Source organism: Streptococcus sp. KHUD_010 (genome assembly GCF_040207525.1).
Taxonomy (GTDB): Bacteria; Bacillota; Bacilli; order Lactobacillales; family Streptococcaceae; genus Streptococcus; species Streptococcus hominis.
The window spans coordinates 475,001-494,914 of sequence record NZ_CP157941.1; the positions used below are offsets into that span (position 1 = coordinate 475,001).

17 protein-coding genes, 4 tRNA genes and 1 pseudogene (1 of these 22 running past the window's edge) are annotated in these 19,914 nt (G+C 39.7%); 18 read left to right on the plus strand and 4 right to left on the minus strand.

The features are described from left to right. From ABKA15_RS02325 to ABKA15_RS02340, 4 genes are all read left to right on the plus strand, one after another. A tRNA-Gly gene (locus ABKA15_RS02325) sits at positions 1-5 on the plus strand; it begins 67 nt to the left of the window's first position. A gap of 7 nt (positions 6-12) precedes the next feature. Beyond that, positions 13-98: transfer RNA gene (locus ABKA15_RS02330), tRNA-Leu, on the plus strand. Between the two features lie 9 nt (positions 99-107). Continuing rightward, positions 108-181: transfer RNA gene (locus tag ABKA15_RS02335), tRNA-Arg, on the plus strand. 40 nt (positions 182-221) lie between these two features. Further along, positions 222-295, plus strand: a tRNA-Pro gene (locus tag ABKA15_RS02340). 74 nt (positions 296-369) lie between these two features. Here the strand turns inward: ABKA15_RS02340 and ABKA15_RS02345 are convergent. Continuing rightward, positions 370-1,533 (minus strand): annotated as a pseudogene (locus ABKA15_RS02345) (ISL3 family transposase); the annotation flags it as partial. Between the two features lie 511 nt (positions 1,534-2,044). On the opposite strand from ABKA15_RS02345, the gene ABKA15_RS02350 reads away from it, so the two are divergent. The 7 genes from ABKA15_RS02350 (at position 2,045) to ABKA15_RS02380 (ending at position 9,043) form a co-directional block, all read left to right on the plus strand. Further along, positions 2,045-2,893: an S-adenosyl-l-methionine hydroxide adenosyltransferase family protein gene (locus tag ABKA15_RS02350; protein WP_037619080.1), complete on the plus strand. Its 849-nt coding sequence runs from the start codon at positions 2,045-2,047 to the stop codon at positions 2,891-2,893. A gap of 18 nt (positions 2,894-2,911) precedes the next feature. Beyond that, positions 2,912-3,457, plus strand: a complete 546-nt coding sequence (locus tag ABKA15_RS02355) for an ECF-type riboflavin transporter substrate-binding protein (RefSeq protein WP_049513920.1) — start codon at positions 2,912-2,914, stop codon at positions 3,455-3,457. 671 nt (positions 3,458-4,128) lie between these two features. Then, positions 4,129-4,890, plus strand: coding sequence for a nucleoside phosphorylase (locus ABKA15_RS02360; RefSeq protein WP_049513922.1), 762 nt, complete (start codon positions 4,129-4,131; stop codon positions 4,888-4,890). A gap of 10 nt (positions 4,891-4,900) precedes the next feature. Continuing rightward, positions 4,901-6,580, plus strand: a complete 1,680-nt coding sequence (locus ABKA15_RS02365; protein ID WP_049513923.1) for an ABC transporter ATP-binding protein — start codon at positions 4,901-4,903, stop codon at positions 6,578-6,580. Then, complete coding sequence (locus ABKA15_RS02370) at positions 6,573-7,409, plus strand: energy-coupling factor transporter transmembrane component T (protein ID WP_049513925.1); 837 nt, start codon at positions 6,573-6,575, stop codon at positions 7,407-7,409. Before ABKA15_RS02365 ends, ABKA15_RS02370 begins: the two co-directional genes overlap by 8 nt. A gap of 32 nt (positions 7,410-7,441) precedes the next feature. Further along, positions 7,442-8,194 carry an SDR family oxidoreductase gene (locus ABKA15_RS02375; RefSeq protein WP_049513926.1) on the plus strand — a complete coding sequence of 251 codons (753 nt, stop codon included), beginning with the start codon at positions 7,442-7,444 and terminating at the stop codon, positions 8,192-8,194. A gap of 21 nt (positions 8,195-8,215) precedes the next feature. Beyond that, positions 8,216-9,043: a glycosyltransferase family 8 protein gene (locus ABKA15_RS02380; protein ID WP_049513928.1), complete on the plus strand. Its 828-nt coding sequence runs from the start codon at positions 8,216-8,218 to the stop codon at positions 9,041-9,043. A 39-nt stretch (positions 9,044-9,082) separates the two neighbouring features. On the opposite strand, the gene rsmG is transcribed toward ABKA15_RS02380, so the two are convergent. Then, positions 9,083-9,796: a 16S rRNA (guanine(527)-N(7))-methyltransferase RsmG gene (gene rsmG, locus ABKA15_RS02385; protein ID WP_049513930.1), complete on the minus strand. Its 714-nt coding sequence runs from the start codon at positions 9,794-9,796 to the stop codon at positions 9,083-9,085. Between the two features lie 147 nt (positions 9,797-9,943). Between rsmG and ABKA15_RS02390 the strand changes: the two genes are divergently transcribed. Both ABKA15_RS02390 and htpX read left to right on the plus strand, forming a co-directional pair. Beyond that, positions 9,944-10,504, plus strand: a complete 561-nt coding sequence (locus ABKA15_RS02390) for a LemA family protein (RefSeq protein ID WP_080984166.1) — start codon at positions 9,944-9,946, stop codon at positions 10,502-10,504. A gap of 1 nt (position 10,505) precedes the next feature. Next, complete coding sequence (htpX, locus tag ABKA15_RS02395; protein ID WP_049513931.1) at positions 10,506-11,402, plus strand: zinc metalloprotease HtpX; 897 nt, start codon at positions 10,506-10,508, stop codon at positions 11,400-11,402. Positions 11,403-11,498: 96 nt separating this feature from the next. Here htpX and ABKA15_RS02400 read toward each other — a convergent pair whose 3' ends face one another. Beyond that, a complete protein-coding gene (locus tag ABKA15_RS02400; protein WP_049513933.1) occupies positions 11,499-12,728 on the minus strand; it encodes a hypothetical protein in 1,230 nt (409 codons plus the stop codon). 189 nt (positions 12,729-12,917) lie between these two features. Continuing rightward, a complete protein-coding gene (locus ABKA15_RS02405) occupies positions 12,918-13,775 on the minus strand; it encodes an Rgg/GadR/MutR family transcriptional regulator (protein ID WP_049513934.1) in 858 nt (285 codons plus the stop codon). Positions 13,776-13,887: 112 nt separating this feature from the next. Here ABKA15_RS02405 and ABKA15_RS02410 point away from each other — a divergent pair, with 112 nt between their 5' ends. The 5 genes from ABKA15_RS02410 (at position 13,888) to ABKA15_RS02430 (ending at position 19,870) form a co-directional block, all read left to right on the plus strand. Then, positions 13,888-14,424 carry a DUF177 domain-containing protein gene (locus ABKA15_RS02410; protein ID WP_049513936.1) on the plus strand — a complete coding sequence of 179 codons (537 nt, stop codon included), beginning with the start codon at positions 13,888-13,890 and terminating at the stop codon, positions 14,422-14,424. 91 nt (positions 14,425-14,515) lie between these two features. Continuing rightward, the gene (gene gndA / locus ABKA15_RS02415; RefSeq protein WP_049513937.1) at positions 14,516-15,940 is read left to right on the plus strand and encodes an NADP-dependent phosphogluconate dehydrogenase; all 1,425 of its coding nucleotides are present in this window, start codon (positions 14,516-14,518) and stop codon (positions 15,938-15,940) included. A gap of 8 nt (positions 15,941-15,948) precedes the next feature. Then, positions 15,949-16,638, plus strand: coding sequence for a response regulator transcription factor (locus tag ABKA15_RS02420; RefSeq protein WP_049513939.1), 690 nt, complete (start codon positions 15,949-15,951; stop codon positions 16,636-16,638). A 210-nt stretch (positions 16,639-16,848) separates the two neighbouring features. Continuing rightward, positions 16,849-19,038 (plus strand): PTS transporter subunit IIBC, encoded by a 2,190-nt coding sequence (locus tag ABKA15_RS02425; RefSeq protein ID WP_049513940.1) that lies wholly within the window; start codon positions 16,849-16,851, stop codon positions 19,036-19,038. Between the two features lie 16 nt (positions 19,039-19,054). Further along, positions 19,055-19,870, plus strand: a complete 816-nt coding sequence (locus tag ABKA15_RS02430) for an endonuclease/exonuclease/phosphatase family protein (protein WP_049513942.1) — start codon at positions 19,055-19,057, stop codon at positions 19,868-19,870. The last annotated feature ends 44 nt before the right edge of the window (positions 19,871-19,914 follow it).

A 19,914-nucleotide genomic window follows, 5' to 3' on the forward strand; every position in this document is an offset into this window, starting at 1 on the left:
TCGCTTGAGGAAGCCGGGGTGGCGGAACTGGCAGACGCACAGGACTTAAAATCCTGCGATTGGAAACAATCGTACCGGTTCGATTCCGGTCCTCGGCATAGGAAAGAGCACCCTTAGCTCAACTGGATAGAGTACCTGACTACGAATCAGGCGGTTAGAGGTTCGACTCCTCTAGGGTGCATAGAAAAGAAGTCTCTTAGACTTCATTTTTTCTATCCATACGGGAAGTAGCTCAGCTTGGTAGAGTACTTGGTTTGGGACCAAGGTGTCGCAGGTTCGAATCCTGTCTTCCCGATATTTTATGGCTCTTTGTCAACTGTAGTGGGTCGATGTCAGCTACCATCGCGAGAGGACGAGATTCGTTCTCTCAAAAGCGTTTCGCTTGATGACCTTGATGAGATTGTTAGTCGCTTCCAGCTTGGCGTTGGAGTAGGGTAGTTCCAAGGCGTTGGTAATCTTGTGTCTGTCCTTCAGGAAAGTCCGAAAGACGGTTTGAAAAATCGGGTGAACATCCGAAATAACCTCCTCCATCAGGTCAAAGAAATAATCAGCTTGCTTTTCCTGAAAGTGAAAGAGCAGAAGCTGGTAAAGCTCATAGTGCTGTCGAAGTTGGTCCGAATAGCTGAGTAGCTGATGGAGAATCTCTTGATTGGTTAAATGCGCCCGAAAAGCTGGTCTGTAAAAACGCTTATGGCTGAGCTTGCGGCTGTCCTGTTGGATGAGTTTCCAATAGCGTTTGAGGGCTCGGTATTCCTGAGATTTTCGGTCGAATTGGTGCATGATTTGGATGCGGACACGGTTCATAGCTCGGCTGAGGTGCTGGATAATGTGGAAACGATCCAGAACGATTTGGGCATGCGGAAAAAGCTGCTTGGTCAGCTGATAGTAAGGACTGAACATGTCCGTGGTCATCACTTTAACCCTCATACGAACCTGTCTAGGATAGCGTAGAAAATGATTTCGAATGACCGCTTGGGTTCTGCCGTCCAGGATGGCTAGGACCTCATTGGTATTAAAATCCTGAGCGATAAAGCTCATCTTCCCTTTCTTGAAGCTATACTCATCCCAGCTCATGATCTCTAGCAGTCTCTGCCAGTTCGTTTCAAATTTGAATTCCTTGAGCTTGCGAATGACGGTTGAGGTCGAAATTGAGAGCCTGTGGGCAATATCAGTCATGGCTTGCTTCTCAACTAATAATTGAGCGATTTTCTGTTTGACTGCGACGGCAATCTGGTGATTTTTCTGGACGAGGGAGGTTTCGGCGACAGCCATTTTTCCACAGTTCTTACAGCGAAAGCGCCGCTTTTTGAGTCGGATAAGAGTTTTGTATCCTGCTGTCTCCAGATAAGGGATTTTAGAAGGTTTCTGGAAGTCGTATTTGGCCATCTGTCCCTTGCAGGCAGGGCATGGAGGGGCATCATAGTCAAGGTGGGCCAGGATTTCTTTGTGAGTGCCGGCATCAAAAAGATTGTCTATTTTGATATTTTGGTCTTTAATTCCAAGGAGTTTTGTGATAAAATCGAGTTGTTCCATATGAGTCTTTCTAATGAGTAGTTTCGTCGCTTTTCATTATAGGTCATAGGGGACTTTTTGTATACACAAAAATAGCTCCATAACCTCTGCGGTAGTTTTACCCACTACAGAAATTATAGAGCCTATTTTATTTGATATTAGATGAAATAGGTGTTAGTTTTTAACATCTGGAGAGAATAGGTTCATTCTCTCTTTTTTTCTGCTCAATATCAATTGTAGTGGAAAGATTATCAGCGAACATCGAAAAAAAGGAGAGGCATTTTGTTTTTTTGTATTCAAATGCTACTAAGTTATTTGTTATCAATGGCTGGAGTCAATGAAATTTTATGAATCTTAAATTAGCAATTATTACGTTTTGATAAGAATATTATCTTCTGATATTAAACATTTGTTCCAATTTTGAATTGGAATGGCAAAATAGCTATAGAGAGTATTTATCAACGTGATAAAGAATAGATATGGATAAGAAACTTAATTTATGTTATGATATAAGTGTAATAAAGGAGAGAAGATGCAGAATAATTTACTTGTATTGCAATCAGATTTTGGTTTGGTAGATGGGGCTGTATCGGCAATGGTCGGTGTGGCTTTAGAGGAATCCCCAACGTTAAAAATACATCATTTGACCCATGATATTACGCCTTATAATATTTTTGAGGGAAGCTATCGTTTGTTTCAAACGGTGAATTATTGGCCGGAAGGGACAACGTTTGTATCCGTTGTGGATCCAGGTGTCGGTTCTAAGCGTAAAAGCGTGGTTGCCAAAACTGTACAAAATCAGTATATTGTCACGCCAAATAACGGAACGCTTTCGTTTATCAAGAAACATGTGGGAATTGCAGCGATTCGTGAGATTTCGGAAGTGGAAAATCGACGAAAGAATACGGAAAATTCTTATACGTTTCATGGTCGGGATGTTTATGCTTATACTGGTGCGAAGTTAGCAAGCGGACACATTACATTTGAAGAAGTGGGCCCAGAATTAAGTATAGATGAAATTGTAGAAATTCCTGTTGTGGAAACGACAATTGGGAATGATTTTGTTAGTGGGGCTATTGATATTTTAGATGTTCGTTTTGGTTCGCTATGGACGTCTATTACACGTGAGGAATTTTATACTCTTAGTCCTGAATTTGGTAATCGGTTTGAGGTCACGATTTATAATAACGATATGCTGGTCTATCAGAACCAGGTGACTTATGGGAAATCTTTTGCGGATGTACGGATTGGTCAGCCTATTTTGTATATCAATTCTCTTTATCGTGTTGGTCTTGCTATCAATCAGGGGTCTTTTGCGAAGGCCTATAATGTAGGAGTCGGAGCGCAATGGAGTATTGAAATCAAGCGGATTGAAAAATAAATAATAAAGGAGATTATTATGAAAAATAATTCAATAAGAAGTGTTGTCGCAACGGGGATTGGTGCAGCTCTCTTCGTCGTTATTGGAATGATTAGTGTTCCAACTCCTGTGCCCAATACGAGCATTCAATTGCAGTATGCTTTGCAGGCCTTGTTTAGCGTGATTTTTGGTCCGGTGGTTGGATTTTTAACGGGCTTCATCGGGCATGCCTTAAAAGATTCTTTGCAATATGGAAATCCTTGGTGGTCATGGGTCATTGCCAGTGGTTTGTTTGGCTTGATTGTTGGACTGTTTCGAAAAAGAATCCGTGTTACACAAGGTATTTTTGAAGTAAAAGATATTGTATCGTTTAATGTGATTCAATTGTTGGCCAATGCTGTGGTATGGATTGTCATCGCGCCGCTAGGTGATATTTTGATTTACAATGAGCCTGCAAACAAGGTGTTTGTCCAAGGTGTTGTTGCAACGATTTCTAATGGTTTGACCGTTGCCATTGCGGGAACAGTGCTTTTGCTAGCTTATGCCCGCACGCAAATCAAATCAGGAAGTTTGAAAAAAGATTAGTGACAGGAAGCGAGAATGAGACGGAGTGAAGGTTTGAAAATGATTCTTCCTACTCTCACCACTGCGTCTTATAATTCTGACTATATAAACAAAGAAACTGAGTACTTTTGTCCCAGTTTCTTGCTTTATAATGGTAAAACGCGCTGTGATTGAGCTTTTCATTTGCTTTTTAGGCTTAAGAAAGCACTTAATGAGAAAAATATTGTCTGGGTAAGCTGTCAGAGGGTCAGACGGAGTAAACTGGTATTGGTTTATGTCATCCGAGGGTCGGACGGAGCAAACTGATTTTGGTTCATATCATCCGAGGGTCAGACAGAGTAAACTAGTTTTGGTCCATATCATCCAAGGCTCAGACAGAGCAAACTAGTTTTAGTTTGCTTCGTCGACTGGGTCGATAGTATCAACGGGTTTCGGTTTGTCCCGTCGACCGGGTCACCAGCTTCAACGAGTTTTAGTTTGCTCCGTTGAACCGGGTCGAGCATTTTAACCATTGTCACACTTTCTCATTAACCGTGTAGGGTCGGCAGGAAGCTGAACTCTTTTTGTTTGATCAGATTCTTTTTCACGTTCAAGGTTTAATTTTACGGCAGTATTAGCGGACTTCAAAATTGATTTTCATCTTATTTTCTTTTATGCTACAATAGAATGAGTAAGTACAAGAGGAGAAGTGGATGATTTTAGAGGAATTTGATGAAAATCGTCAGGCGATTATCAATCCAGAAGATTTGGTTGAGGCGTTGCCGGATTTTCCAGAAACAGTAGTATCTTGCTTTGCCCGTGATACCTTTAAGCGTATGCTGGCTGATTTTCAGCATGAGTTGCTAGCTTCTACTTCTATGGCAAATATTGAGATTCCTATTTACAAGGTTTTTGTGGAAGAAAGAGAAATAGCTCTGTTTAATGCACCAGTCGGGGCATCTGCCTGTGTGGCGATTTTGGAAGATTTGATTGCCTTTGGAATGAAGAAGCTGGTTCTCTTTGGGACTTGTGGGGTTTTGGATGAGGATATTAGGGAAACATCTATTATCGTGCCCCATACTGCGATTCGTGATGAAGGGACCAGTTATCATTATTTGCCGGCTTCTGATGAGGTAGAAGTAAATGTTGGCTTGCGGGATTTCTTACGGTCATTTTTAGCTGATAAAGGAATTTCTCATACAGTTGGAAAAGTTTGGACGACAGACGGCATTTATCGGGAAACAGCTGCGAAACTTCGGACGCGAAAAGATGCGGGAGCGATTTGTGTAGATATGGAATGTTCAGCAGTTGCAGCTTTGGCAGCTTTTCGTGAGATTTCCGTTTGTCATTTCTTTTATGCAGCGGACCACTTATCAGAAGAAGCTTGGGATATGCGCAATTTAGCCAATCATGCAGACCTAGACGAAAAAGACAAAGTGGCTAACTTGGCGATTCAGCTCGCCCTTGCTTTATAGAGAACATGCTATGAAAAAACCAATTATTCAATTTGAAAACTTTAGTTTTCAGTATCAAGCACAGACAGAACCAACCTTGAAAAATGTTAATTTGACGATTTATGAGGGAGAAAAGGTCTTGATAGTCGGCCCTTCTGGTTCGGGAAAGTCCACTCTTGGACAATGCTTAAATGGCATTATTCCAACTATTTATCATGGAGAAATGAGTGGGAATCTGTGGATTCAAGGCAAGTCTGCGTTTGGTAGCAGCATTTATGACTTGTCCAATCTTGTCAGTACCGTCTTGCAAGATACGGACGGACAGTTTATCGGACTGAGTGTCGCGGAAGATCTGGCTTTTGCTTTGGAAAATGACATGGTGGATTTGCCGACGATGAGAGAAAAGGTGCATTTGTGGGCGGAGAAATTGGATTTGTTGTCGCTGTTGCACCAGCGCCCCCAAGACTTATCTGGTGGGCAGAAGCAGCGGGTCAGTTTGGCCGGGGTGCTGATTGACGAAAGTCCGATTTTGCTCTTTGATGAACCTTTGGCAAACTTAGATCCGAAGTCGGGACAGGATACGATTGAGCTGATTGATCAGATTCATGCGGAAGCAGGAACGACAACGATTGTTATCGAGCACCGTCTGGAAGATGTGCTGTATCGGTCTATTGATCGGATTGTCCTCATCAATGATGGCCAAATTTTGTTTAATGGTAGTCCAGATGATTTGTTGCATACGGATTTACTAGCTGCCAATGGTATTCGTGAACCTCTTTATCTTACAACGCTGCGTCAGCTTGGTTTTCAGCTGGAAAATTCTGCACAGTTGGCAAATTTATCTCAGATAGATGTCTCTACTGTTCAGTTTTCGGGTGAAAAATTCTCTATTCAAAAACCACAGGCCCAGGATGATTTGCTGGAGTTGAAAAATGTCCACTTTGCTTACGGTGAGAAAAAGGTTTTACAAGATATTGATTTTACAATTTTTAAAGGCGAAAAAATTGCTATTGTCGGGAAAAACGGTGCTGGAAAATCCACGTTAGCCAAAGCGCTCTGCCAGTTTATCGTAACAGATGGAAGCTATACTTGGCAGGGAAGAGACATCAAAGACGATTCCATTAAGGAGCGGGCAGAACGGATTGGTTACGTTTTGCAAAATCCAAATCAGATGATTTCCACGACTATGATTTTTGATGAGGTTGCCTTGGGCTTGAAGTTGCGTGGGATTGCAGAAGATGAGATAAAAGAGCGTGTACTGGCCGCGCTAAAAACCTGCGGTTTATATGAATTTCGGCAGTGGCCCATTTCTGCCTTGTCTTTTGGGCAAAAGAAGCGGGTGACCATTGCTTCGATTTTAGTGTTAAATCCAGAGATTATCCTTTTAGATGAGCCAACGGCTGGCCAAGATCAGCGCAATTACACAGAAATCATGAATTTCTTAGATGAGTTGAACCAAAAAGGGCATACGATTATCATGATTACACATGATATGCAGCTGATGTTGGATTATTCTGACCGAGCGGTTGTGATGTTGGATGGTAAGATTCTGGCGGACAAATCACCGGCTGAAGTTTTGACAGATAAGACTTTGATTCATGCAGCGAACCTTAAGGAAACGTCTATCTTTTCCTTGGCTAAGAAATTAAACGTTGATCCACTAGCTTTAACAGAATTTTATATGCAAGAAAGGGAGGAAAGCCATGCTTAATCAGCAAAAACTTATTGGTTACCATGCGGGAACGACCTTTTTGCATCGCCTATCCGGAGCGAGTAAGTTACTGTTTTTCATTTTGGTATCAACTGCAGCGATGATTAGTTACGATACTCGCTTGCTGTTGGTCATTGCGATTGGCTCACTCTTTCTTTTTAGAGTGTCGAACATTCATTTTAAAGATGTATCGTTTGTTTTGGCTTTTGCAGGTATTTTTGCCGCTTTGAATCTTATCATGGTTTATCTGTTTGCTCCTCAGTACGGAGTGGAGATTTATGACCAACAGACGGTCTGGTTCAGCGGAGTGGGCAGTTATACCGTAACTGCGCAGGAAATCTTTTATCTGTTTAATCTGTTCTTGAAATATCTCTGTACCATTCCTTTGGCAGTTATTTTTCTAATGACCACTCACCCTAGTCAGTTTGCGTCCAGTATGAATCAAATCGGAATTCCTTATAAAATTGCCTATTCTGTCAGTTTGACGCTGCGCTATATTCCTGACTTGCAGGAGGAATTTTACCTAATTAGAATGTCGCAAGAAGCGCGTGGACTGGAATTGTCCAAAAAAGCAAAAATAAGCCAGCGCATCAAAGGGAACCTGCAAATCATTATTCCATTGATTTTTAGCTCACTGGAGCGGATTGATACGATTGCAACAGCCATGGAATTGCGGCGTTTTGGTAAAAATAAAAAGCGGACTTGGTACACTTATCAGGCTTTTCAGAGGTTGGATATTGAAGTGATTTTGCTGGCTATTTTATTTTTACTGCTGAGCTTCCTACTCTTTTTTGTCAATCACGGTCGCTTTTACAATCCTTGGTTATAAATGAGAATTGAAATGTACATAGGAGGAAGAAAATGATTGCATTGGTAACAGGAGCTTCAGCTGGTTTTGGTCAAGCTATTTGTCGTCGCTTGGTGGCAGAAGGTCACCGAGTGATTGGGGTAGCGAGAAGACTAGAAAAGTTGACGCAACTTCAGCAGGAATTAGGTCTTGAAAATTTTTATCCGCTTCAAATGGATGTATCGGATAGAAAAAGTGTGGATCAGGCTTTAGAACATTTGCCAGATGCTTGGCGAACGATTGATATTTTGGTCAACAATGCAGGTCTGGCATTGGGCTTAGACAAGGCTTATGAAGCAGATATGCAAGATTGGCTGACGATGATTCAGACCAATATTATTGGTTTGGTTTATCTAACACGTCAGATCCTACCGCAAATGGTAGAGCGAGATAGCGGATTGATTATCAATCTAGGTTCGACTGCTGGAACGGTTCCTTATCCAGGTGCCAACGTCTATGGAGCTAGTAAAGCATTTGTGAAGCAATTTTCTTTGAATTTACGTGCTGATTTGGCAGGACATCATATTCGTGTTACAAACATTGAACCCGGTCTTTGTGAGGGAACAGAATTTTCAAATGTCCGATTTAAAGGGGACGATCAACGAGCTGAAAAATTGTATGAAGGAGCTCATGCTATTCAGCCAGTTGATATTGCTAATACTGTTGCTTGGATTGTTGGACAGCCTCTTCATGTCAATATCAACCGGATTGAAATCATGCCTGTTTCACAAACGTTTGGAGCGCAGCCTGTTTTTCGAGAAGAATAGATGAGATAGAATGAGGAGAGTATGACAGAAATAAACCTTTTGTTTTCAATTGATGATCGCTATGTAGAGCAATTTAAAACGACTTTGTATTCAGTTTATTTGAATACACCTTCAACTTTGCTGCATGTATTTGTCTTGCAAAAACAATTGTTAGAAAAGAATGCGGAGATTGAGGAATTTTGTGAGGTACTAGGGATCATCTATGAACCAGTCGTGATTGGTGAAAAAGCTTTTGAAGATGCTCCAAGTACTGATCGGTATCCAGAAACAATCTACTATCGCTTGCTGGCACATGAATACCTTCCTCAAGATTTGGATCGGATTCTTTATTTGGATGCAGATATTTTATGTTTGAACGACATTTGTCCTCTTTATGAAATGGAGTTGGGAGCTTCTTTGTATGCTGCGGCTAGTCATGGATCAGATGACAATATGACAGATTTAGTCAATAAGCTGCGCTTACAAAATTTTGAGGCAGAAAGTTATTATAATTCAGGCGTTTTGCTTATGAATTTGACCGCCATTCGAAAAGAAGTGAAACGAGAAAAGATTTTAGAATACATTGCTCAAAATAGTTTTAAACTCTTTTTACCGGATCAAGATGTGCTGAATGCTTTATATGGGCATTTGACAATTCAAATTCCAGATGAATTGTATAATTATGATGCACGCTACAATGTGCTGTATTATGCTCGGAGTAAAGGAGAGTGGGACTTGGATTGGGTGATTGAGAACACCGTTTTTCTTCACTTTTGCGGTCGAGATAAGCCTTGGCTGACAGAATACCACGGACGCTATGCCGCACTTTACAAGCATTACCAACATCGCAGCCGAAAAGTTGGCAGATAAAAACGAAACCAACCAATTAAAAATGGTTGGCTTTTCTTTTTATAACGGTCGTTTATTAGGAATCCCTGCTTTGCGCGGGTATTTATTGGGAGTTTCTTTTTTTTTGCCAACAACCGTGATATACCGCGGGTCGCCATTGGGAAGTTGGTAGTGAATGTTTTCTTCGACTTTGCTGAAAAGAAGAGAAAGAGCATTATTAGCCTCCGTTAATTCCTCAGGAGCATTGCTGGCTTTGAGTGCTAAAAGGCGACCACCAACTTTAAGAAAGGGAATGGTCAGCTCGGCTAAGACCTGCATACGAGCAACAGCGCGTGCAGTGACAATATCAAACTGGGCGCGAAAGTCTTTATCTTGAGCAAAATCTTCTGCCCGACCATGATAAAAATGAACTTTTTCCAGACCTAATTCGTCAGCCAAGTGATTTAAAAACAGAATACGCTTGTTTAGAGAATCAATAATCGTCACATCTAGCGCTGGATAGAGGATTTTGATCGGAAGACTCGGAAAACCTGCTCCAGCTCCAATGTCCAGCAGTTTAATGTCTTTATTGTCAATCAATCCCTGTAAAATCGGTGCAATGGAGTCATAGAAATGCTTGAGATAGACTTCCTTTTTCTCAGTAATAGCTGTCAGATTGATTTTTTTATTCCATTCAACGAGCAGTTCAAAATAGCGTTCAAACTGCATCTGTTGTTGGTCCGTGAGTTCAATCTGTTGCTGTTTTAAAAGTTGATAAAATTCTTTGGGTGTCATCATTTATCCTTACTTGTATCTTCTTGCTTCTATTATACCAGATAATCAGAAGAGAATCTTCAAAATTTCTCTTTTGAAGAAGTCTAAATTTTTATTCTTTTCATTTTTCTGGTATAATGTCTATAATAAATTTAAAGGAGAATGATTATGTGGATGATTATTTTAGCCATTGTTGTGGTACTGATATTGTTTGTGATTGCTAGTTACAACGGTCTAGTGAAAAGTCGGATGCAAACCAAAGAAGCGTGGAGTCAAATTGATGTTCAGTTAAAACGTCGAAATGATTTGCTGCCAAATTTGATTGAAACGGTCAAAGGGTATGCTAAATATGAGGCATCAACGCTTGAAAAGGTAACAGAGCTTCGTCGTCAAGTGGCAGCTGCTACAACGCCAGCAGAAGCTATGAAAGCAAGTGATGCCTTGACGCGTCAGATTTCTGGTATTTTTGCAGTTGCAGAAAATTACCCAGAGTTAAAAGCAAGCGCGAACTTTGTAAAATTGCAAGAAGAATTGACTAATACTGAAAATAAAATTTCGTATTCTCGTCAACTTTATAATAGTGTAACAAGCAATTACAATGTGAAGCTGGAAACATTTCCAAGTAATATTATTGCTGGAATGTTCGGCTTTAAGCCGGCAGATTTCTTAGCTGTCCCAGAAGAAGAAAAATCCGTACCAAAAGTTGATTTTAGCGGTCTAGGTGACTAATATGCTCTTTGATCAAATTGCTAGTAATAAAAGACGAACGTGGGTTCTCTTAATTGCTTTTTTTGCTCTGTTAGCGATTATTGGTGCTGCGGTAGGGTATTTATGGTTAGATTCAACTCTCGGTGGTGTGATAATTGCCTTTATCATTGGCGGCATTTATGCTTTTAGCATGATTTTTCAGTCTACTGAGGTTGTCATGTCTATGAACGGTGCTCGACAAGTCACTGAGGCTGAAGCTCCTGATTTGTACCATGTGGTAGAAGATATGGCGATGGTAGCGCAAGTTCCGATGCCACGGGTATATATTGTAGAGGATTCATCGCCTAATGCCTTTGCGACGGGCTCAAAGCCTGAAAATGCAGCAGTTGCCGCAACGACAGGGCTGTTAAATCTAATGAACCGTGAAGAGTTAGAAGCGGTCATCGGGCATGAAGTGAGCCATATCCGTAATTATGATATTCGGATTTCGACAATTGCGGTAGCACTTGCTAGTGCAGTGACCATGCTATCTAGCTTAGCTGGGCGTATGATGTGGTTTGGTGGCGGTGGTCGCAGGCGTGATAGTCGAGATAATGACAACGGTTTAGGAATTTTGATGCTGATTCTGTCGCTTATTGCGATTATCTTGGCTCCTTTAGCAGCTACTTTAGTTCAGTTGGCGATTTCTCGTCAGCGTGAATTTTTGGCAGATGCTTCAAGTGTAGAATTAACCCGCAATCCACAAGGGATGATTAATGCTCTCTTGAAATTGGAAAATAGCGAGCCGATGCACCATAAAGTAGATGACGCTAGTGCAGCTCTCTATATCAATGATCCGAAAAAAGAAGGTGGACTTCAAAAGTTATTTTATACTCATCCGCCGATTTCAGAGCGAGTAGAGCGCTTAAGAAAAATGTAAAAAGGTTGAGATAGACTATATGGTTGTGCAGCAATCATGACTGTCTGTCCCAATCTTTTTTTGTATTTCACCATATAAATTTTAGTTACGATAGCCTTATCTATGTTGTTTTTGGAATGAGAGTAAGAGAGATAGCATGCCACAGATTGTAAACACAATCCAAGCGATTCTCATATTCCAAATAGCGAGGCTGGTAAAGATCATTGTTCCAAATGGGACAGAAAAACTAAACAGTAAACTCAGAAAGTTAGAAGTCTGTGCTAAGATATCTGATGGAAGTTTGCTGAGGAGCATGCTGTTGATTTTTGGATTGACTTTTCCGGAAAGATACATGATAAAGAAAACAGCAAAAATAGTAAGGAAAACAGGTAGCTGGAGAAGATTTATGAAGCCAATTAGAGCAATGGTTAAAGTAGCCCAAAAAGCAATTTTATTGACGGAAAGTTTACTAAAATAATCATTGGGAGTCAGGCTGGCAGAGATAACTCCTAAAATAATCGTTGTTTCAAAAATGAGAAGAGATTGACTGAAAGGGAGTCCAAATAAAGGGTGATCCAATAAATAAAGATTGTAAATGGCCATAATAGAGCCGCCGAGTGCATTGAGCATTAGTATCTGAAAGAGTAAGGTCAAAAAATGGCTGTCTCCGTTTTGCTCAAAAATTAATTTAGAACTTTGATACATTTCTAGGAATTGTTGTTTGAGAGGAAGAGGATTTTCATTTTCTTTGACTGGGTCATGAGTGAGTTTATGACGAACAAAATAAAGAGTAGTGGAAGAAAGTAGGAAAGCTAAGGCATTGATGAAGGCGACCAACGCAAATTGTTGGTTGCTGACAGCAAGAAGCCAAACACCTAATGCTTGTCCGGCTAGATTACAGAGATAAGCAATTAGTTGTATAAAGGAGAAAGCCGACATCATCTCTTCCTCTGCTAGATTCTTTTTCAAAATAGGCATTTGCAGGCCACTACGATAATCACTCATCATATCTGATACGATATTTAGCAAACAAACGACAGAAAAAGCTAGATAAGAAGTTGAGCGAGTTAGACATGCTACAAAGACAAATAACATGGCTTGGAGATAGCCCATGTGAATGAGCCAACGAGCTTTATGGGCTGTTTGATCAGCTTTCATTCCCACAAAGATAGTGAAAAATACTGGAACGAGAACGATAAAATTAGCAATTCCAACAGCAAATTTAGGATTTGGTAAACTGGATGCAAAGACTACAAAAACAATATTATAAATGGAAGAGCCCAAGATATTGAATATGCGTGACAGACTAATAAAAGCAAATACTTTATTTCTCAAAATAAGTTTCATGATAACCTCCTATATGTGTTGCAATGATTATAACAAGCAAAAAAGTAAATTCAATAACCTTTTCGCAAGTGGGAATAAATCCTAAGTAAGTGAACGATATGGAAAAGTAACTTGCAAGCAAACTTTATATATTTTAGTATAAATGAAAAAAGGCAACGTCAGCAAAACGTTGCACATATTCAACAAAAGTTAATTTTCTTTGAGAAGCTTTTCGATTCCATTTTGATAGTATTCGGCACTAGTCTGGCAATCTAATAGTTGCAAGATATGGACAGCTTGCTTCATTTGTTTCAATCCGTTTTCTTTATTTCCTTGAAGGAATAGGAGCTCTCCTTGAGCAAATTTAAAAACGATTCGTAGATAGGCTTCATTTTCCTTATAAAAATGAGCTTTAATCCAGTTTTCGAAGAAAGTAGCTTCCGCAAAGTGTCTTGATTCAATAGCTAGAAAGAAGCCATTTATAAAAATGGTATGAATAGTATAACGATTGCTCTCAAATAAGCCTAAAAAATCTTTTCTGTTGACCATTTCTTTTGTATATTGTGTATAAAGTTTTGAGGAGAGAATAGTTGTACAAAAGGCGAAAAGTTTAAGTTCATACAAACCCCAAATATCCACAGAAAAGAGATAATTATGAAGAAAGTTACTTTCCTCTGTGGAAGCTGTAACTCCATCTTTTAGGGCACAAAGAAAACCTTTGACAATAATAGCTTCAATCATATCTTCTTTTTTTCTGGATTTTTGATATAGAGCTTGTTTTTCTAAGTAAAAAGCTTCGATAAAATCTAGATTATCAGACTGTTCTTGAAGGGTGTCAATTAGTTGTTGTTCGGAATTTTTTTGATGTCCATGAGCTGCTAGAGTAAATTCTTTAACATCTGTGTGGATGTTTTCAAGAGCTGTAAATAATTTTTGAGCAGAAAGTTCGCTCCGACCATTTTCAAAACGTGACAGCATAGACTTTGAAAATTCTCCTCCGGTTGCTTCTGTCAAGGAAATATGTCTAGCATCTCGGAAAGATTTAAATATACGACCTAAATTATCCATCACAATCCTCCTTTTGATTGTTATTATTATAACAAAATAATGGTTTCTCTCCTATTTCTCATCTCAAAAATGGTATAATAAATCTAGAAATTTAAATACAAATGAGGAAATGATGTTATATATTCAAGAAATTCGTAAAAATCCAGATGGTCTTGCTTTTGAGCAAGGATTTGATTTGACGCAAGAATTACAAATGCGCAATCCTGAAATTTTAAATGTCCAAGACATTTTTGTAAGTGGAAAGGTGCAATATGAGGACGGTCTTTACTTTTTAGATTATGATTTGTCTTATACCATTACGCTGGTGTCAAGTCGCAGCATGGAGCCGGTAGAGCAAAAAGAGAGCTACTTAGTGAATGAAGTTTTTGCCGATGCGCATAGTGGAAAAGTAGATCAGGATTTGATAGCGGATGATTTGGTGTTGCCGATTGAAAATGAAGAAATCAATCTAACTGAAAGTGTGGCAGATAATATTTTATTGCATATCCCTCTTAAAGTGCTGACAGCCGAGGAGAAAGCGAGTGATAGCATGCCTTCTGGAAATGATTGGCAGGTCATGACCGAAGAAGAGTATCAGCAAAGTAAACAAGAGCAAAAAGAAAAGAACAGTCCTTTTGCTAGCCTGCAAGGTCTGTTTGATGAGGAGTGAAGCCATCTTCAACATTGGCTTTTAATAACAAATCCTTTATTTTCACGCTTAAAAATGATAAAATAAAACAAACTAAAAAGAGGAGTACAAAATGACAAAAGCGAATTTTGGTGTTGTTGGTATGGCCGTCATGGGTCGTAACCTTGCCCTTAATATTGAATCTCGTGGCTATACAGTAGCAATTTATAATCGTTCAGCGAATAAAACAGAGGATGTGATTGCTTCTCATCCAGATAAAAACTTTGTTCCAAGTTATGATGTGGAAAGTTTTGTAAATTCTATCGAAAAACCACGTCGAATCATGCTCATGGTCAAAGCTGGATCAGGAACTGATGCAACGATTCAGGCACTTTTACCCTTCCTTGATAAGGGAGATATCTTAATTGACGGTGGAAATACTTTCTATAAAGATACTATTCGTCGTTCAGAAGAATTGGCAAATTCAGGAATCAATTTTATCGGGACAGGAGTATCTGGTGGTGAAAAAGGTGCGCTTGAAGGACCGTCTATTATGCCTGGTGGGCAAAAAGAAGCCTATGAATTAGTAGCAGATGTGTTGGAAGAAATTTCAGCCAAAGCACCAGAAGATGGTGCACCATGTGTGACTTACATCGGTCCAAACGGTGCAGGTCATTATGTAAAAATGGTTCACAATGGGATTGAATATGGCGATATGCAATTGATTGCAGAAAGCTATGATTTAATGCAACACTTGCTTGGATTTTCAGCAGCAGAAATGGCTGACATCTTTACAGAATGGAATAAAGGTGAGTTGGATAGCTATCTGATTGAAATCACTGCTGATATTTTGACTCGTAAAGATGATGAAGGTCAAGATGGGCCGATTGTCGATTACATTTTGGATGCGGCTGGAAATAAAGGAACTGGTAAATGGACGAGTCAATCAGCTCTTGACTTTGGTGTGCCGCTTCCGCTCATTACAGAGTCTGTCTTTGCGCGCTATATTTCTGCTTATAAAGATGAACGTGTGGCTGCAAGCAAGGTTCTTCCAAAACCAACTGCATTTAAATTTGAAGGAGACAAGGCTGAATTGATTGAAAAAATTCGTCAAGCCCTCTACTTCTCAAAAATTATGTCTTATGCCCAAGGTTTCTCACAATTGCGTGTAGCTTCTAAAGAGCATGATTGGAACCTTCCATTTGGGGAAATTGCTTCTATTTGGCGCGCTGGTTGTATCATTCGTGCTCGTTTCTTGCAAAAAATTACAGATGCATACGGACGTAATCCAGATCTTGCAAACTTATTGCTTGACGAATACTTTATGGACGTCACTGCTAAATACCAACAAGCTGTTCGTGATGTAGTAGCTTTGGCTGTTCAAGCAGGTGTGCCGGTACCAACGTTCTCTAGTGCAATTGCTTACTTTGATAGCTATCGTGCAGAAAACTTGCCAGCCAATTTAATTCAAGCGCAACGCGATTACTTTGGTGCGCATACATATGAACGCAAGGACAAAGAAGGAATTTACCACTATTCTTGGTATGATGAAAAATAGGATAGGCTATGGCGAAGCGGATTTTATTAGTTGAGAAAGAAAAAAGGTTAGCACAATTTATTGGCTTAGAACTACAAAAAGAAGGTTATCGAGTTGATCTTTTTGAAACAGGAAAAGATGCTTTAGCGTCTGCGCGAGCGAATCAATATGATTTATTCCTGTTGAATTTTATGCTTGACGATATGACAGGAACAGCATTTGCTGCACAATTAAGTGTGATAAAGCCTGCTTCGGTCATCATTGTATTGGATAATCGTGATAATATTCTTCAATATACTGAGGAAATCCAACGCTTTGCTGTTGCTTACATGGTAGAACCATTCATTGTGGCGGACTTAGTTGAAAAAATTTCTGCCATTTTTCGTGGACGTGATTTTATTGATCAGCATTGTAGTCAGATGAAAGTTCCAACATCTTATCGGAATCTTCGGATTGATGTGCAAAATCATACAGTTTATCGAGGTGAAGAAGTGATTGCTTTGACTCGACGAGAATATGATTTATTAGCAACATTGATGGGAAGCCATCAAGCTTTAAGCCGTGAACAGCTGTTAGAGCGCGTGTGGAAATATGAAGGAGCTGTTGAAACAAATGTTGTTGATGTTTATATTCGCTATCTTCGTAGTAAAATTGATATAGCGGGGCAAAAAAGTTATATAAAAACCGTGCGTGGTGTTGGTTATGCTATGCAAGAATAACTCTGAGGTGCAGGAAATATCGTTTTTCTGCACTTTTCTAATGGGCGTATTTCCCTAGTCTATTACAATTTGCAAGCAAGAAATAGGAAAAATTTTTAAAATATTATATAAAAACGCTTTACAAAATAAAAATATATGATATAATTAAAGGGTCAAATAAATGCAAACGTTTTCGTAAAATGTTTGTGGAATTTTTATAAGGAGATATGAATGATGAAAGAGACATTCAAAAACATATTCAGTTTCGAATTTTGGCAAAAATTCGGAAAAGCTCTGATGGTCGTTATCGCAGTAATGCCTGCGGCTGGTTTGATGATCAGTATTGGTAAGTCCATTCCAATGATCAATCCAAATGTAGCTGCTCTTGTTACAACAGGCGGTATTCTTGAGCAAATTGGTTGGGGAGTTATCGGAAACCTTCACATTTTGTTTGCATTAGCTATTGGAGGTAGCTGGGCAAAAGAACGTGCTGGTGGTGCTTTTGCAGCTGGTTTGTCATTTATCTTGATTAACCGTATTACTGGGGTTATGTTTGGTGTGACTTCAGATTTATTGGCAAAAGATGGTGCAACTGTTCGTACTTTGTTTGGCACTTCAATCAAAGTGGCTGATTATTTTGTAAGTGTACTGGAAGCACCAGCTCTTAACATGGGTGTATTCGTTGGTATTATTGCTGGTTTTGTGGGAGCAACAGCTTACAACAAATATTATAATTTCCGCAAATTACCAGATGCACTCTCATTCTTCAATGGGAAACGTTTTGTACCATTTGTCGTTATCTGGCGCTCAGCTGTTGTAGCGATTATTCTTTCAGCTGTTTGGCCAGTTATTCAAACAGGTATTAACTCATTTGGTATCTGGATTGCCAACTCACAAGATACAGCGCCATTCTTGGCACCATTCTTGTATGGTACTTTAGAACGTCTCTTGCTTCCATTTGGTTTGCACCACATGTTGACGATTCCAATGAACTACACTTCAATTGGTGGTACTTATGAAGTATTGACTGGTGCAGCGAAAGGAACACAAGTATTTGGTCAAGACCCACTTTGGTTAGCTTGGGTGACAGACCTTGTAAACTTGAAGGGTTCAGATGCGTCTCAATATCATCATCTGTTAAACAGCGTGACTCCAGCTCGTTTTAAAGTTGGACAAATGATTGGTTCATTTGGTATTTTGATGGGTGTTGTATTTGCTATCTATCGTAATGTTGATGCAGATAAAAAGCATAAATACAGAGGGATGATGACTGCAACAGCACTTGCAACATTCTTGACAGGTGTGACAGAACCAATTGAATACATGTTCATGTTTGTTGCAATGCCTCTTTACTTAGTGTATGCAGTTGTGCAAGGGTTAGCCTTTGCAATGGCTGACGTTGTTCACTTGCGTGTTCACTCATTTGGTTCGATTGAATTCTTGACTCGTACCCCACTTGCAATCAACGCTGGTTTGGGTATGGATATTGTGAACTTTATTTGGGTAACAGTTCTCTTTGCAGTTGGAATGTACTTTATTGCCAACTTCATGATTAAGAAATTTAACTACGCAACTCCAGGACGTAATGGTAACTATGAAACAGCTGATGGAGAAGATAGTGATTCATCTGCTCAAGCTGGTGGCAAAGTAGCAGAAGCATCCCAAGCTGTGAATATCATCAACCTTCTTGGCGGACGCGCAAATATCGTTGATGTAGATGCCTGTATGACACGTCTCCGTGTGACTGTCAAAGATGCTGAAAAAGTTGGTACAGAAGAACAATGGAAAGCTGAAGGAGCAATGGGCTTGGTGATGAAAGGCCAAGGTGTTCAAGCTATTTATGGTCCGAAAGCGGATGTTCTTAAATCTGATATTCAAGACTTACTTGACTCAGGTGAAGTGATTCCTGAAACTCTTCCGAGTCAAATGACAGCTTCACAAGCTGCGGAAGTGAGCTACAAAGGTGTAACAGAAGAAGTTGAAACGGTTGCTGACGGTGAAGTCATTGCTATCTCTGATGTGAAAGATCCTGTCTTCTCACAAAAAATGATGGGTGACGGATTTGCAGTTGAACCTGAAAATGGCAATATCTACTCACCAGTAGCAGGTACTGTTACAAGCATTTTCCCTACAAAACACGCTCTTGGTCTCTTGACTGATAATGGTCTTGAAGTGCTTGTTCATATCGGACTTGATACAGTCAGTCTTGAAGGTAAACCATTTGAAGTACATGTTGCAGAAGGACAAAAAGTTGCAGCAGGTGATCTTCTTGTGACAGCTGATTTAGAAGCTATCAAAGCGGCAGGTCGTGAAACTTCAACAGTTGTTGTCTTCACAAATGCACAAGCTATTAAATCTGTAACGGTTGAAACATTCGGCAAAGTAGCAGTGAAAACGGTTGTTGCTAAAGTAGAATTGTAAATAGAAAAGAGAAATCATGGCAAAATTCCTGACTTTAAATACTCATAGTTGGATGGAAGATGAGCAAAAAAAAAAGCTAGATCAACTAGCTGAGCGGATTCTTCAAGAAAAATATGATGTCATTTGCCTGCAGGAAGTCAATCAAGAAATGGAGTCTGAACAGGTTGTTCAGGCTCCATTTTATCATGCAGTAGATGGCGCCATTGCGATTCATAAAGACCACTTTGCACATTGTCTTGTGGAGAAATTGGTAGAGAAAGGTCTTATTTATCATTGGTCTTGGGCTTATAATCATATTGGTTTTGATCGGTTTCATGAGGGAGTTGCTATTTTATCCTTAAATCCATTGAAACCAAGGGAGTTATTGGTTTCAGATGCCAACGATCCAACGGATTATCACACTAGAAAAGTACTTTTGGCGGAAACAGAAGTTGATGGACGGCTTGTAACGGTGGCTTCCTGTCATCTTTCCTGGTGGAATAAAGGCTTCCAAGAAGAGTGGGCACAGATAGAAGAAGAATTATTACAATGCAACATGCCTTTGGTATTGATGGGAGATTTTAACAATCCTGTCGGTTATGAAGGCTATCAGCACATTCTAAGAAGTCCACTTGCTTTGCAAGATAGTCATGCTGTTGCTGACACAGTCGTTGGTACAGCAACGGTTGAAGGCGATATTGCTGGCTGGGCTGGAAATAAGGAAGCTCTAAAAATTGATTATATCTTTACAAGTAAAGATTTCAACATTGAAAAATCTGCTGTTGTTTTTGAGGGCAAAGCAACACCTGTTGTTAGTGACCATTTTGGGTTAGAAGCAGAAGTTGCATTTTAACAATCAGAAACGGGAAGTTCAAGATAAAACTTCCCGTTTTTGGT